The organism is Cryobacterium fucosi, from assembly GCF_004403515.1.
Lineage (GTDB): Bacteria > Actinomycetota > Actinomycetes > Actinomycetales > Microbacteriaceae > Cryobacterium > Cryobacterium fucosi.
In genome coordinates this window covers 116,238-130,689 of record NZ_SOHH01000064.1, presented here as the reverse complement: position 1 = coordinate 130,689, position 14,452 = coordinate 116,238, and the positions used below count along the sequence as shown (strand labels likewise).

Annotated in this window: 12 protein-coding genes; 1 reads left to right on the top strand and 11 read right to left on the bottom strand. The window is 68.6% G+C overall.

Annotated elements, in window-relative coordinates:
• Nucleotides 1–8: 8 nt before the first annotated feature.
• The 11 genes from E3T48_RS08715 to E3T48_RS08665 all read right to left on the bottom strand — a co-directional run bounded on the left by E3T48_RS08715 (nt 9) and on the right by E3T48_RS08665 (nt 13,456).
• A complete protein-coding gene (locus E3T48_RS08715; protein WP_134523663.1) occupies nt 9–380 on the bottom strand; it encodes a hypothetical protein in 372 nt (123 codons plus the stop codon).
• A complete protein-coding gene (locus E3T48_RS08710; RefSeq protein ID WP_134523662.1) occupies nt 377–883 on the bottom strand; it encodes a DNA polymerase III subunit gamma/tau in 507 nt (168 codons plus the stop codon). Before E3T48_RS08710 ends, E3T48_RS08715 begins: the two co-directional genes overlap by 4 nt.
• Nucleotides 884–893: 10 nt before the next feature.
• Entirely contained in the window at nt 894–1,967 is a 1,074-nt protein-coding gene (locus tag E3T48_RS08705) for a zinc-dependent alcohol dehydrogenase family protein (protein ID WP_134523661.1), read from the bottom strand.
• 126 nt (nt 1,968–2,093) lie between these two features.
• Complete coding sequence (locus E3T48_RS08700) at nt 2,094–3,371, bottom strand: alkaline phosphatase family protein (RefSeq protein ID WP_134523660.1); 1,278 nt, start codon at nt 3,369–3,371, stop codon at nt 2,094–2,096.
• The gene (locus tag E3T48_RS08695; protein WP_134523659.1) at nt 3,368–5,023 is read right to left on the bottom strand and encodes an alkaline phosphatase D family protein; all 1,656 of its coding nucleotides are present in this window, start codon (nt 5,021–5,023) and stop codon (nt 3,368–3,370) included. Before E3T48_RS08695 ends, E3T48_RS08700 begins: the two co-directional genes overlap by 4 nt.
• A gap of 53 nt (nt 5,024–5,076) precedes the next feature.
• Nucleotides 5,077–5,805, bottom strand: a complete 729-nt coding sequence (locus E3T48_RS08690; RefSeq protein ID WP_134523658.1) for a DUF998 domain-containing protein — start codon at nt 5,803–5,805, stop codon at nt 5,077–5,079.
• A 64-nt stretch (nt 5,806–5,869) separates the two neighbouring features.
• A complete protein-coding gene (gene ilvC / locus E3T48_RS08685; RefSeq protein ID WP_134523657.1) occupies nt 5,870–6,898 on the bottom strand; it encodes a ketol-acid reductoisomerase in 1,029 nt (342 codons plus the stop codon).
• A gap of 197 nt (nt 6,899–7,095) precedes the next feature.
• Nucleotides 7,096–7,605 carry an acetolactate synthase small subunit gene (ilvN, locus tag E3T48_RS08680; RefSeq protein WP_174774800.1) on the bottom strand — a complete coding sequence of 170 codons (510 nt, stop codon included), beginning with the start codon at nt 7,603–7,605 and terminating at the stop codon, nt 7,096–7,098.
• A 2-nt stretch (nt 7,606–7,607) separates the two neighbouring features.
• Nucleotides 7,608–9,428, bottom strand: a complete 1,821-nt coding sequence (locus tag E3T48_RS08675; protein ID WP_134523656.1) for an acetolactate synthase large subunit — start codon at nt 9,426–9,428, stop codon at nt 7,608–7,610.
• Between the two features lie 38 nt (nt 9,429–9,466).
• Complete coding sequence (ilvD, locus tag E3T48_RS08670) at nt 9,467–11,161, bottom strand: dihydroxy-acid dehydratase (protein ID WP_134523655.1); 1,695 nt, start codon at nt 11,159–11,161, stop codon at nt 9,467–9,469.
• Between the two features lie 45 nt (nt 11,162–11,206).
• A complete protein-coding gene (locus tag E3T48_RS08665) occupies nt 11,207–13,456 on the bottom strand; it encodes a bifunctional alpha,alpha-trehalose-phosphate synthase (UDP-forming)/trehalose-phosphatase (protein WP_134523713.1) in 2,250 nt (749 codons plus the stop codon).
• Nucleotides 13,457–13,582: 126 nt separating this feature from the next.
• On the opposite strand from E3T48_RS08665, the gene E3T48_RS08660 reads away from it, so the two are divergent.
• The gene (locus tag E3T48_RS08660) at nt 13,583–14,452 is read left to right on the top strand and encodes a sugar phosphate isomerase/epimerase family protein (protein WP_241986739.1); all 870 of its coding nucleotides are present in this window, start codon (nt 13,583–13,585) and stop codon (nt 14,450–14,452) included.

Sequence of the window (14,452 nt, the reverse complement as noted above, 5' to 3'; positions counted from 1 at the left end):
GTAATGCGTCAGACGATGAGGCTGCCGAGGCCGAACATGAAGATATCCGTGGAGAGCGCGGCGACCAGGCAGAGGCCGACGAGCAGCAGGAGCGCCTGCACGCCGACCGAGCGGGCGCGGCCGAGCCGGATCGCGAGCACGAAGACCGCGATGGGCAGCAGCACGCCGGCGATCAGCAGCCCCCAGCCGAAGCCGCTCAGGGTGGTGTCGAGGCTCTGGGCCGCGAGGTTGAGGCCGACCAGGTTGCCGACGCCCTCCCACGCGTCGTAGGCGTAGAACAGCCCGAAGACGATGGCGATGGTGAGGAAGAGCCAGCGCGGTGTTCCGCGTGGCGGGGCGGCGACCTTGTCGGCGCCGGAGTTTGGGTCGGTCTCGGTCATGAGATTCCCCCGGCGTTGATGATGAAGGGCAAGGGGGCGAGCAGGAGGACACCGAGCAGCAGCACCGCGAGTCTGGCCCGTGGCCCGGTGCGGGTCAGCCAGAAGGTCGCGCCGAACCAGGCGGCGGGGGCCGCGACCGCGAGCCACAGTCCGAGCGAGAACATGAACTGTCCGACGGCGTCGGACAGGGGATTGTCGATCCGGGAGATGCCGATGAACCAGCCGATCGTGTAGAGCAGGTAGATCCCGCCGAACACGCCGAGGGCGATCAGGGTGAACGACCCCATCGGCGTCGCGGCCCGTCGGCGTTCGTTGTCCGCCTCGACGGCCGCCGTCGGCCCGGCGACCGTCCACCCCGCCGGCGGCTCTGCTGCGGTCGGCGGCTCTGGTGCTGCCGGCGGGACGTCGGCGCTGCCTGGTGTGCTCTCGGCCGTCCCGGACTGAAGGGTCGGGTCATCGTCGCCGGCCCAGCCCAGGGCATCCTCATCGCGTTGAGAGTTCATAAGCTCTAGGTTAGCGGGGTGCCAGATCCCCCCGGCTGATCACAACCTTGAGCGCCTTGGTTTCCGCCGCGCGGGAGAAGGTGTCATAGGCGTCAAGGAACTGGTCGAACCGGAATCGATGGGTGGCCAGTTTCCCGGCTGGGATCTTCCGCTGGGCGACGAGCTTCAGCAGCATCGGTGTGGTGTTCGTGTTCACCAGCCCCGTGCTGATGGTGATGTTCTGGATCCACAGCTCTTCGAGGTGGAGTTCGACCGGCTTCCCGTGCACACCGACGTTGGCGACGCTGCCGCCTGGGCGCACCACGTCGATCGCCATGGTGAAGGTCTCCGGCAGCCCGACCGCCTCTATCGCGACGTCGACGCCCGCGCCGTCGGTCAGGTCGAGCACGCTCCGCTTCCAATCCGGGCTGCCTGAGACGACCGAATGGGTCGCGCCGAAGTGCCTGGCCTGGTCCAGCCTGTTCCGGTCGGTGTCGATGGCGATGATCGTGCCGGCGCCGTAGAGCCCGGCCGTGGCGATGGCGGCCAGGCCGACCGGCCCGGCCCCGATCACGGCGACGACGTCTCCCGGCTTGATCCTGCCGTTGACCACCCCGATCTCAAAGCCCGTCGGCAGGATATCCGAGAGCATGACGGCCTCTTCGTCGCTGACGCCCGGTGGGAGCTTGTGGAGCGAGTTCTCCGCATAGGGCACGCGAACGAACTCGGCCTGGGTGCCGTCGATCAAATGGCCGAACACCCAGCCGATTCCAGACCTGCCCTCGTCACCGAGGCAATGCGAGTACAGTCCGACCTTGCAATTCGCGCAGTGTGCGCAGGACTTGATGCAGGAGATGATGACCCGGTCACCCACCGAGAGGCTGTCCACCGAGGAACCGACCTCGATGATGGTCCCGACGCCCTCGTGGCCGAGGATCCGACCCACCTGCACCGCGGGCACGTCACCCTTGAGAATGTGCAGGTCCGTACCGCAGATCGTGGTCGTGTCGACTCGCACGATCGCGTCGGTCGGATGCAGGATCTGCGGACTCGGCACCTCAGCCCACGACTTCTTCCCCGGTCCGCCGTATACCAATGCCTTCACGGTTCCTCCTCATGCTTGATCTGCCGGGCGTGATCTGCCCTACACGTGACGCTCGGCTCTCAGGGCACTCAGACCGTATCCCGGAGGGCGCAACGGACCTAGGGACTTTGGTCCGCTGAGGCCGGATTACGAAACGAACGCCGTGATCCGCGCCGTCCCGTCATAGCCGCCCTTCGGTGCGCCGAGCCCGAAGAGCGCACCCACCGTGGGGGCGACATCGACGGTCCTCGCCGGTTCGGAGAGCACCCTGGCCGTGGCGAGCCTCGGGCTTCCGCCGGAGATGAAGAAGGGAATCGGTTCCGTGGCCGGGTGTCCGTGGTTGCCCGGAATCGGGTTGGACACGATGTAGGGATCCGAGAACCGCCAGCCCGCCCGGCAGTACGCGACAAGGTCGCCGGCCTCCGGCCCGAGCCTGAGCTCGCCCGGTTCGTGGATCGACAGCACGCCGGGATGCCCCGCAACGAGCCGCCGCACCTCGGCGAGGCCCGGCACGCGGCCGGCCTCTCCCCCGGTCCAGGTGAGCAGGTCGGCGCCGCCGTTCTGCGCGATCGCGATCTGCGCGCGCAGCTCCGGACGATCCGACAGGATCCGGTCGACGGAGATGACGTTCGAGGGGATCGACCAGTCCATGGAGTGGTCGGCCAGAACCATGAGCACGCTGCTCTCCCACGTGCCCGCCGCCCGCAGATGGTCGACGAACCGGCCGACCTGCCCGTCGGTCTGCCGGAGCGCGCCGGTTCGGGCGGCCTGCAGGGTCGTGCCGGTAACATCCGAATGCCCCACCCGGTCCACGTCGCCGAGGTTCGTGAAGACGAAGTCCGGGTCCTGGGAGTCGACCATGGCGATCAGGGCATCCATCGTGGCCGTGTCGGGTGCGTGGCCGGTCACCGGGATCACCGGCGACGGTTCCCAGCGGTAGCTCGCACGCTCACCGAACACGCCGAAGAGATACTCCTTGCTCAGCACCGAACCGGTCGTGTACCCCCGCTCGCGCAGCCGCTCGAGCAGGGTGGGGAAGCGCAGGTCGGTCGCCCGCTCGAGGGTGCGCACGGCGCCCTCGGCCCGGACGTAGACCGAGTTCGCCGGCACCCCAGAGCGGTCGGGGCGCACGCCGGTCATCATCATCACGTGGTTCGGGATGGTCTCCATGACCGGCAGGGAGCGCGCGGCCGGAAAGTCGACCCCGCTCGCGCGAAGCGCGGCCAGCCGGGGGGTCAGCTCCGCGGTGATCTCGTCCGGCCGGCAACCGTCGACGACGAGCACGTAGACCCGGGTGCGCGCGGCGGGAATCCCGCCGGGTTTCTTCGCGCCGGCCCACGCGACGCCGGGCGTCGCCGAGAGCACAATGCTCGCCCCGCCGATCGCGGCGAGGGTGAGGAATTGGCGTCGATCAGTGCCCCTCACAGTGCTCCCCCGCCCACCCGGCTGACCGCACGGCTGCCCGCGGTCACCTGCCACGAGGTGGACAGCGTGCTCGTCGAAGCGGGATTCGTGCGATCCGACAACACGTACCAGTCCATGCGCAGCGCCCCGGGCGTGACCTCGAGCACGGAGAAGCCGTGCGAGTCGAAGTCGAGGTATTTCACGTGCGGGTTGGCGGCCTTGAACGCCTCCTCGACGGCGACGGATGCCGTGCGCGGCGGGGTTCGCAGGATGTCGTCGAGGTTGTCACTGGTCACCGAGGTGCAGACCAGTTCCGTGGCGACGGAGGCGCCGTTCGTGGGGTAGGTGAGCGGGTCGGCCGGCACGTCGCACGCCCAGGCCGAGTGGATGTCGCCGGTGAGGAAGACGGCATCCGAAATCGCGTTGTCCCGCAGATGACTGATGACCCGGCTGCGATCCGCCGTGTAGCCGTCCCACTGGTCGACGTTGTAGGGCACGCCGTCGATCGTCGTCGTGCCGAGGAGTTGCTCGACCGCCCCGATCTCCTGGCTGCTGAGCGTCGAGGGGAACCGCACGGGCGCGATCATCACCGGGTTGCCCACGAGCTTCCACTGGGTATCGGCCCTGGAGAAACCATCCAGGAGCCAGTCCATTTGCGCCTCGCCGGTGAGAGTGCGCGCCGGGCTCCCGATGGCCGGGTCGACGATGCTCGACGCCTGCTGGCTGCGGTAGCTGCGCAGGTCGAGCATCGAAATGCTCGCGAGGGACCCGAAGGCGAAGCGGCGGTAAATGTGGCCGCCCGGTTCGAAGCGCACGGGCATCCATTCGGCGTAGGCCTGCTGGGATGCCGCGCGCCGCGCCGCCCAGGTCCCTTCGGCCCCCTCGGTGTGGTTTTCGGCGCCGCCCGACCACGCGTCGTTGGCGAATTCGTGGTCGTCCCAGGTCACGACGAACGGAACCGCCGCGTGCAACGCCTGCAGGTCGAGGTCGGTCTTGTATTGCGCGTGACGGCGGCGGTAGTGCGAGAGGGTGGTCATCTCGACGGCCGGGTCGTGCGGGCGCACGACGACGTCTCTGGCCTGGTATTCGCCGGGCGCGTATTCGTAGAGGTAATCGCCCAGGTGCAGCACGACGTCAAGGTCGCCCCGGTCGGCGAGGTGGCGGTAGGCGGTGAAGTAGCCGGCTTGCAGATTGGCGCAGGAGACCACCCCCAGGCGGAGCCGGTCAACGGGAGCACCGGCCGCCGGCGCCGTGCGCGTTCGGCCCGTCACGGATGTCGCCCCGGCCAGACTGAACCGGTACCAGTAGCTCGTGCCGGCGCGCAGTCCCCCGGCAATCACCTTGACCGTGTGGTCACGCCCCGGCCCCGTCTTGACGGATCCGCGCGCAGCGACCCGGAGGAAGCCGGAATCCTCCGCCACCTCCCATTTCACCGTGACGTCGGCCCCGGCCCCGGAACCCGGGGTGGCCCCGGGGACGGGAGTGACCCGGGTCCAGAGCAGCACGCTGTCCCCCATCGGGTCGCCAGATGCGACGCCGTGCAGGAAACCGGTTGGGGCCAGAGGAGCTCGCACGGCCGCCTGGGCGGGCAGCGTGCCCACCGTTGTTGCCGCGCCGGCGAGGGCGAAGACACCGGCAGAGCGCAGCAGATTACGTCGGGTGAGAGGGGGCATCCCCCCAGTCTGGGGGGACTTGACCTGAGGGACCGCCCGCCCCGGGCGTTTGTTCATCTGCTGTTCCGCACGGCTTCATCCGGCCAACCGCAGGGTTCGGGCCGCCCCGGCTCCCCCACGCGCCGAATCGCCAGGGACACGACGAAGACCCAGCCCAGGATGCCGAGCAGGCAGAGTCGCTCGGCCAGGCCGAGCCAGTCCGGCGCGAGGGCGCTCGTCACCACGATCCCGAGCAGTCCGCCCCCGGCGAGGCCTGCGAAGACCAGCGCAGAAACCCTGACCGCAGCGAGTTCCGGGCTGTGCCTGAGCCAGCGCGTGAGCACGCACTCCCCCGCGAGAGCGGCCAGGAAGCCGAGGGACGCCACGGCGAGGTGCACGAAGCCAGCCGTCGTCACCGGCTGCAGCCCGTTTTCGGCGGATGCGCTCACGCCCGTGGCGCTCACGCCCGTCGGGCCGACATCCGTCGGGAAGAACGCCAGGATCCCCAAAGACACTCCCCCGATCGCCAGGAGCAGCAACCCGGCGCGCCGTGCCGGGGAGGCCGGTCCGGTCAGGCCGATGGCGCCGATCGCACAGAAAGTGAACACGGCCCGGCCGAGAAAGTTCAGGTTCATGATCCAGCCGAACGGCCCCACCGCCAGCTTGCTTTCGGCCTCGCGAATCGGGCTGTAGTGCGGCGGGAGCGCCTGCAGGACGATGTCCACGACGACGTATCCGACGACGCCGATCAGTACCGCCATCGCCAGGCGGCGGCGCACCGCGTGCGGCGGCGGCCTCGTCATCGCTCCAGCCTCGCCCGGGCGGGGCCGACCGGCTCCGGTCGACGCCGCCCGCTTCCGCGTGTCGTCAGCGCGCGGCTTCGCCGTCGACGTAGTCGTCGTCGGTCGACGCGTTCCAGGCGAACAGCTTGCGCAGTTCACGGCCGGTGGCCTCGATCGGGTGCTCTTCGCCCTTCTTGCGCAGCGCGAGGAACTCGGGTGCTCCGGCGTCCTGGTCCGTGATGAACCGGTCGGCGAACGCACCGCTCTGGATGTCGGCGAGAACGGCCTTCATGTTCTCCTTGACCCTGGGGTCGATCACGCGCGGGCCGGAGACGTAGTCGCCGTACTCCGCGGTGTCGGAGACGCTCCAGCGCTGCTTGGCGATGCCGCCCTCCCACATCAGGTCGACGATGAGCTTGAGCTCATGCAGCACCTCGAAGTAGGCGACCTGCGGCTGGTAGCCGGCCTCGGTGAGAACCTCGAAACCGTACTGGACCATTTGCGACACGCCGCCGCAGAGCACGGCCTGCTCACCGAACAGGTCGGTCTCGGTCTCTTCGGTGAAGGTGGTCTTGATGCCGGCGGCGCGAAGCCCGCCGATCGCCTTCGCGTAGCTGAGGGTGAGCGGCCAGGCGGCGCCGGAGGCATCCTTCTCGACGGCGACGATGACGGGAACGCCACGGCCGGCCTCGTATTCGCGGCGCACGGTGTGGCCGGGGCCCTTGGGCGCGACCATGACCACGTCGACGCCCGCCGGGGGCGTGATGTAGCCGAAGCGGATGTTGAAGCCGTGGCCGAAGACGAGCGCCTTTCCTTCGGCGAGGTTGGGTTCGATGTCGTCGGTGAACAGGTGGCGCTGCACCTGATCGGGCGCGAGGACGACGATCACGTCGGCCCAGGCGGATGCCTCGGCGGCACCGAGCACCGTGAAGCCGGCCTCTTCCGCCTTGGCCTTCGACTTCGAGCCCTCCTTGAGGCCGATGACGACCTCGACGCCCGAGTCGCGGAGGTTCTGGGCATGGGCGTGACCCTGGGAGCCGTAGCCGATCACGGCCACCTTCTTGCCCTGGATGATCGACAGGTCAGCGTCTTTGTCGTAATAGATCTCAGACAATGTGGGTTTCTCCTTATTTCGTGATTGTCGGTTGTCGTGTCTTGACCGGTTGTCGAGCTTGTCGAGACACGACAACCTGGCGGGATCTGGTGGTCGGGCCTGTCGAGGCCCGGGGATCTCGACGAGCTCGATCACCGGGCTTCGCTCGATCACCGGGCTTCGCTCGATCACCGGCGGTGGTCGAGCCTGTCGAGGCCCTAGTTCTTGTAGACGCGTTCGGTGATCGATTTCGACCCGCGGCCGATCGCGACCAGGCCGGATTGGGCGATCTCCTTGATCCCGTAGGGTTCGAGCACCCGCAGCAGCGCCTGGGTCTTCCCGGAGTCGCCGGTGACCTCGATCACCACCGCGTCGATGCCGACGTCGACGACGCGCGCCCGGAACAGGGTGACGGCCTCGAGCACCTGGGACCTGGTCGTGTTGTCGGCGCGCACCTTGACCAGCAGGTGTTCGCGCTGCACGGACTGCGACGGGTCGAGTTCGACGATCTTGATCACGTTGATCAGCTTGTTCAGCTGCTTCGTGACCTGTTCGAGCGGGAGGTCTTCGACGTCGACGAGAATCGTGATCCGGGACAGGCCCTCGATTTCGGTGCGGCCGACGGCGAGGCTCTCGATGTTGAATCCGCGGCGGGCGAACAGGCCGGCGACTCGCGTCAACAGACCCGGCTTGTCCTCGACGAGGAGGCTGAGAACGTGGGAGCTCATGGTTATTCCTCTCCCCAGGTCGGCGCATGGTCTTTGGCGTATTGCACGTAGCTGTTGCTGACGCCCTGCGGCACCATCGGCCAGACCATCGCATCGCGGCTGACGATGAAGTCGATCACGACCGGTCGGTCGTTGGTCGCGAGGGCGAGCTTGATCGCGTCGTCGACCTGGTCGGCGCTGGTGACGCGGATGCCCAGGGCACCGTACGCCTCGGCCAGCTTCACGAAGTCGGGCACCATCGCCGAGCCGTGCCCCGTGTTCAGGTCGGTGAACGAGTGGCGTCCGTCGTAGAACAGGGTCTGCCACTGGCGCACCATGCCGAGCGACGAGTTGTTGATGATCGCCACCTTGATCGGGATGTCGTTGATCGTGCAGGTGGCCAGTTCCTGGTTGGTCATCTGGAAGCATCCGTCGCCGTCGATCGACCAGACGACCCGGTCGGGTTCGGCGACCTTGGCGCCCATCGCGGCGGGCACGGAGTACCCCATGGTTCCCGCGCCGCCCGAGTTGAGCCAGGAGTTCGGCCGTTCGTACTTGATGTACTGGGCCGCCCACATCTGGTGCTGGCCGACGCCGGCGGCGTAGACGCCCTCCGGCCCGGTCAGTTCGCCGATCCGCTTGATCACGTACTGCGGGGCGAGCAGGCCGTCCGTCGGCTCGGAGTAGCCGAGCGGGAACTCCTCACGCAGGCCGGCCAGGTAGGTCCACCAGACGCTGATGTCGGGGGTCGTCGTTTTGACGGCGGTCGCATAGGCGACGGTGAGGTCGGCGATCACGTCCTTGGCGTCCCCGACGATCGGCACGTCCGCGGTGCGGATCTTGGAGATCTCCGCCGGGTCGACGTCGACGTGCACGATCGTGGCGTTCGGCGCGAACTCCGACACCTTGCCGGTCACCCGGTCGTCGAAGCGGGCGCCGAGGGCGATGATCAGGTCGGCCTCCTGCAGGGCGAGCACGGCCGAGACCGTGCCGTGCATCCCCGGCATGCCCAGGTGCTGTTCGTGCGAGTCGGGGAAGGCGCCGCGGGCCATCAGGGTGGTGACGACGGGCGTGCCGGTCAGCTCGGCGAAGGCGAGGAGTTCCTCGGACGCGCGGGCCCGGATGACGCCGCCGCCGACGTAGAGCACCGGCTTGCGGGATTCGGCGAGCAGCTGGGCGGCCGCCTGCACCTGCTTGCCGTGGGCCTTGGTGATCGGCCGGTAGCCGGGCAGGTCCAGCTTGGGCGGCCAGATGAACGGGGCCTTGTTCTGCTGGGCGTCCTTGGTGATGTCGACGAGCACCGGGCCGGGGCGCCCGGTCGACGCGATCAGGTGCGCGGAGGCGATGGCGGCCGGGATGTCCTCCGGCCGCTTGACGAGGAAGGAGTGCTTGGTGATCGGCATGGTGATGCCGACGATGTCGGCCTCCTGGAAGGCATCCGTGCCCATCAGGGTGGAGAAGACCTGGCCGGTGATGCAGACGATCGGCACCGAGTCCATGTAGGCGTCAGCGATGGCGGTGACCAGGTTCGTGGCCCCCGGGCCGCTGGTCGCGATGGCGACCCCGACCCGGCCGCTCGCCGAGGCGTAACCCTCGGCGGCGTGGCCGGCACCCTGCTCGTGGCGAACCAGGATGTGCCGGATGGCGTCCTGGGTCATCAGCTCGTCGTAGAGCGGGATGACGGCGCCGCCCGGGAGGCCGAAGACGTCCGTCACGCCGAGCAGCTCGAGGCTGCGGATGATGGCCCCCGAGCCGGTGAGGATCTCCGGCTCCGCACCGGCGCCGGACGGAACGGGCGCGGCGGGCGAGGGTGACGGCGATGGCACGGCTGAATCCGCGGTCATGTGATCAAGTCCTTGAGTTCGATGACGAATGGTGAGCGCTAGCCGGTCACGGCGCCGACGGCCGCCGACTGAACGAGCTTCGAGTATTTCGCGAGCACTCCCCGGGTGTAGCGCGGTGGGAGTGGAGCCCAGCCGATGCGCCGTGCAGCCAGCTCTTCAGGGTCGACCAGTAGGTCGAGCGTGCGAGCTGCGATATCGACCCGGATGAGATCACCATCGCGCACGAAGGCGATCGGACCTGCGTCCACCGCTTCGGGTGCTATGTGGCCGATGCACAGTCCGGTTGTGCCGCCTGAGAATCTGCCGTCCGTTAACAGTAGTACATCGGCGCCGAGCCCCGCGCCCTTGATGGCCGCGGTGATCGAGAGCATCTCCCGCATGCCGGGGCCGCCCTTCGGACCCTCGTAGCGGATGATGACGACGTCACCCTTCTCGATCCCGCCGACGGTGAGCGCGTCCATCGCGGCTCGTTCCCGTTCGAACACGCGGGCCGGGCCGACGAAGACATCGCTGTCGAAGCCGGCGGTCTTGACGACGGCCCCCTCCGGCGCCATCGACCCCTTGAGGATGGTGATGCCGCCGCTGGCGTGGATCGGGTTGTCAAGCGTGCGCAACACCTCGCCGTCGAGGTCGGGCGGGTCGATCTCCGCGAGGTTCTCGGCGACGGTCTTGCCGGTCACGGTGAGCGCGTCGCCATGGATCAGGCCCGCTTCGAGCAGCGCCCTCATCACGGCGGGCACGCCACCCTGGCGGTCGACGTCGTTCATGACGTACTTGCCGAACGGCTTGAGGTCGCCGATGTGCGGCACGGTGTCGCCGATCCGGTTGAAGTCGTCCAGGCTGAGGTCGACGTCCGCCTCGTGCGCGATGGCGAGCAGGTGCAGCACGACGTTCGTCGATCCGCCGAAGGCCATGGCCACCGCGATCGCGTTCTCGAAGGCCTTGCGGGTGAGGATGTCCCTGGCCGTGATGCCGAGGCGCAGCAGGTTGAAGACGGCCTCGCCGGAGCGGTGCGCGTAGTAGTCGCGGCGGCGGTCGGCCGAGGCCGGCGACGCCGAGCCGGGCAGGCTCATGCCGAGGGCCTCCGCGACGCTGGCCATCGTGTTGGCGGTGTACATGCCGCCGCAGGCACCCTCGCCGGGGGCGAACGCGCATTCGATCCGCTTGGCGTCCGCCTCGGTCATCCGGCCGGCCTTGACAGCTCCGACGGCCTCGAACGAGTCGATGATGGTGATGTCCTTCTCGGTGCCGTCCGAGAGCTTGACCCAGCCCGGTGCGATGGAACCTGCATAGAGGAACACGCTGGCGAGGTCGAGGCGGGCGGCGGCCATGAGCATCCCCGGCAGGGACTTGTCGCAGCCGGCGAGGAGGACGGAGCCGTCGAGGCGCTCGGCCTGCATGACGACCTCGACGGAGTCGGCGATGACCTCGCGGGAGACGAGGGAGAAGTGCATGCCCTCATGACCCATCGAGATGCCGTCGGAGACGGAGATGGTGCCGAACTGCAGCGGGTAGCCGCCGCCGGAGTGCACGCCCTCCTTGGCCGCCTGGGCAAGCCGGTCCAGGGACAGGTTGCACGGGGTGATCTCGTTCCAGGAGCTGGCGATCCCGATCTGGGGTTTTTCCCAGTCGGCGTCTCCCATTCCGACCGCGCGAAGCATACCCCGCGAGGTGGTGGCTTCGATTCCGTCGGTGACGTCGCGGCTGCGCGGTTTCAGATCATACTCAGGCATGCACTGAGTCTAGAACGTCGCCGGGCCCCGAACGTCGGCGAGCGCTCAGACTCCCGCCGGGGAGGTCGTCTCGGCGGCCGCGTCGCGGAAATCGGCGATCATTCCCAGCACCAGCGGCACCTCCTCCGGGCCGCGAACCCGGTAGCCGGCGAGGGATGCGCCCGCGCCGATCTTCAGGCCGAGGTCACCCTTCCCCAGCACCGCGAAGGCGTCCTCGTCGGTCAGGTCGTCCCCGGCGTAGAAGACATGGTCGGCACCGGTGTGCAGGCGCAGTCGCTCCAGGGCGTCGCCCTTCGTGCTGGAACGCACCGCGAATTCGAGCACGTTCTTGCCTTCGCGCACGGTTAGCCCCGGCAGCAGCACACTGAGCTGCTCGCGGGCCTCCTTCTGCGCCGACTGGGCGGCCTGCGGGGTGGCCAGCCGGGTGTGCAGGGCGAGCCCGGCCGGTTTGCGCTCGATCCAGGTGCCGGCCACCCCACCGGAGATGCGTTCGAGCACCTGGGCCAGGGTGTCCAGCTGCTCGAGTTCGGCGGCGGCGAGGTCCAGCTCGATCTCCGGGGTGTCCAGCTGCACCTCGATCCCGTGCGAGCCGGTCAGCAGCACGTCGTTCTGCGGCTGCGACACGTGCTGGAGACTGACCAGGGCCCTGCCCGACACGAACGCGACCCGCACGCCGTCCTGGTCGAGCAGGCGCTGCACGGCGTCGCGCGTGCCGTCGACGGCTCGGGCGTCCTCCGGGTTGTCCACGTGCGGGGCGAGCGTTCCGTCGAAGTCGAGGGCGACGAGCAGGGTGCCGGTGCTCGTGACGTCCCTGAGGGCGGCGGCGAGGGCGTCGGGGATGCCGGGGCGCACGGCGGCTCCTTCGGTGAGGGTGCGGAGGAACGCGGTGGACCAGGCGGCCACATCGTTGTCGAAGACCTTGCGGCGAAGGGCGCGCATCCGTCGCAGGCGTTCCTGCCGGGGCATGGCGATGGCCCGAAGGATGGCCGCCTTGAGCCCGTCGATGTCGTGCGGGTTGATCAGGACGGCCTGCTTGAGCTCGTCCGCTGCGCCGGCGAACTCGCTGAGCACGAGCACGCCGTCGCGGTCAAACCGCACGGCGACGTACTCCTTGGCGACGAGGTTCATCCCGTCACGGAGCGCGGTCACGAGCATCACGTCGGCGGCAAGGTAGAGGGCCACCATCTCCTCGCGCGGGTAGCCGTGGTGGTGATAGCTGATGGCGGAGTGGCTGATGGTGGAATAGTCGCCATTGAGACGGCCGACGGCGAGCTCGATCTCATCCCTGAGGGCGATGTAGGGCCCGACCCGCTCGCGGGACGGGCTCGCGACCTGCACCAGGGTCACGTCCTCCACGCTCACGCTGCCGTCTTCGAGGAGCTCGCCGAAGGCCTTGATCCGGTGCGCGATGCCCTTGGTGTAGTCGAGGCGGTCCACGCCGAGCAGGATCGTATTCGGGTTGCCGAGATCCTGCCGGATCTGTCGGGCCCGCTCCTGCACGTCGGGTCGCCTGGCCAGTTCCTCGTATGACCTGGCGTCGATGGAGATGGGGAAGTGCCTGGCGATGACGCGGCGATGCACGCCGTGGTGACCGGGCACGTCGATGGCGACCCCGCGGGTCGGGTAGCCGTAGAGGCGGCGCACAGCCGAGGAGAAGTTCCCGGCGTCGGCTGCCCGCTGGAAGCCGATCAGGTCGGCGCCGAGGAGGCCGTCGAGGATCTGCTTGCGCCACGGCAGCTGGGCATAGATCCCGTACGACGGGAACGGGATGTGATTGAAGAAGCCGATCACGAGGTCGGGGCGGGCCTCGCGCAGCATCCGCGGCACGAGCTGCAGCTGGTAGTCGTGCACCCAGACCGTCGCGCCGGTCGACGCGGCGGCCGCGGCCTCCTCGGCAAACCGCCGGTTGACCCGCACGTAGGCCTCCCACCACTCGCGGTGGAAGCTCGGCGGGGCGATCACGTCGTGGTACAGCGGCCAGATCGTGTCGTTGGAGAACCCCTCGTAGTAGTCCTCCAGTTCCGCGCCGCTCAGGCGAACCGGAACGATCGAGATCCCGTCGTTGACGAACGGGGCGAAGGAACGGTCGGCAACCCCCGGCCAGCCCACCCAGGCACCGTCGGAGGCACGCATCAGCGGCTCGAGGGCGGTGACCAGGCCGCCGGGCGAGGTGCGCCAGTTTTCCGTGCCGTCCTCGGCAACCTCGAAATCAACCGGCAAACGGTTCGACACCACCACCAGGGAATAGGTGGTCTTCGGACCGGCGGACTGCGGGGACTCGGCTGCTGGCGAGATGGTCTCTTCCGTTCCGGCGCGCGCCTCGCGCGAGCACCTTGCTGCTACTCCTAGGTTATCAGCCGGTCCACAAACCCGGCCGGGACAATGGTCGCGAGACCCCCCAACGGTTAAGGAACGACCACTATGCTGGCGCCAATGATCCGCATCGGCATGAGCACGACGTGCGCCTACCCTCTCCCCACAGAACAGTCGTTCCGCCTCGCGAAGCTGGCCGGGTACGACGGTATCGAGATCATGGTCACCCGCGACGAGGTCACTCAGGACGCCGCGGCGCTGCGAGCGCTCTCCGAGAAATACCACCTTCCGATCCTGTCGGTCCACGCCCCGGTGCTCTTGCTGACACACTTCGTCTGGGGCAGGGACCCTCGGGTCAAGCTCGAGCGTTCGGCCGAACTGGCCAGGTCGGTGGGGGCATCCACCGTCGTCGTGCACCCGCCGTTCCGCTGGCAGGCCGAGTACGCCGTGGACTTCCTCTCGATCGTGCGCGAGATCAGCGCCCAGACCCGGATCGCGATCGCCGTCGAGAACATGTTTCCGTGGAAGTTCGGCGGTCGCAGCGTGAAGGCGTACTCACCCGGCTGGGACCCGACCCTGATGGACTGCGACGCGGTCACCCTGGACTTCTCACATTGCGCGCTGAGCGGGCACGACAGCCTGGCCATGGCCACCTCGCTCGGGGACCGGCTCCGTCACGTTCATCTCTGTGACGGCTCCGGCTCCATGGACGAGGGCAAGGTCTTCGACGAGCACCTGTTGCCCGGCCGCGGCAGCGAACCTGTCGCCGAGGTCCTCGGGATGCTCGCCAAGGCGAGCTGGGACGGCCAGATCGTCGCCGAGGTGAACACCCGCAAGTGCAAGACCGAGGAGGAACGGCTGGCCCTGCTGGTGGAGACCCTCGCGTTCGCCCGGTTGCACACGATGCAGGCCCGTCCGCGGCGCTCTCCTCGATCCACCCGCGCGCTTGAGGCGCTGTTTCCGGGTCGCCGCCACTGA

Bases quoted from the DNA above. Each gene is read 5' to 3' on its own strand.
- ilvN (WP_174774800.1), bottom strand. From the start codon at position 7,605: ATGAGCTCCCACGTTCTCAGCCTCCTCGTCGAGGACAAGCCGGGTCTG.
- E3T48_RS08690 (WP_134523658.1), bottom strand. From the start codon at position 5,805: ATGACGAGGCCGCCGCCGCACGCGGTGCGCCGCCGCCTGGCGATGGCG.
- E3T48_RS08715 (WP_134523663.1), bottom strand. From the start codon at position 380: ATGACCGAGACCGACCCAAACTCCGGCGCCGACAAGGTCGCCGCCCCG.
- E3T48_RS08675 (WP_134523656.1), bottom strand. From the start codon at position 9,428: ATGACCGCGGATTCAGCCGTGCCATCGCCGTCACCCTCGCCCGCCGCG.
- E3T48_RS08695 (WP_134523659.1), bottom strand. From the start codon at position 5,023: ATGCCCCCTCTCACCCGACGTAATCTGCTGCGCTCTGCCGGTGTCTTC.
- ilvD (WP_134523655.1), bottom strand. From the start codon at position 11,161: ATGCCTGAGTATGATCTGAAACCGCGCAGCCGCGACGTCACCGACGGA.
- E3T48_RS08710 (WP_134523662.1), bottom strand. From the start codon at position 883: ATGAACTCTCAACGCGATGAGGATGCCCTGGGCTGGGCCGGCGACGAT.
- E3T48_RS08660 (WP_241986739.1), top strand. From the start codon at position 13,583: ATGCTGGCGCCAATGATCCGCATCGGCATGAGCACGACGTGCGCCTAC.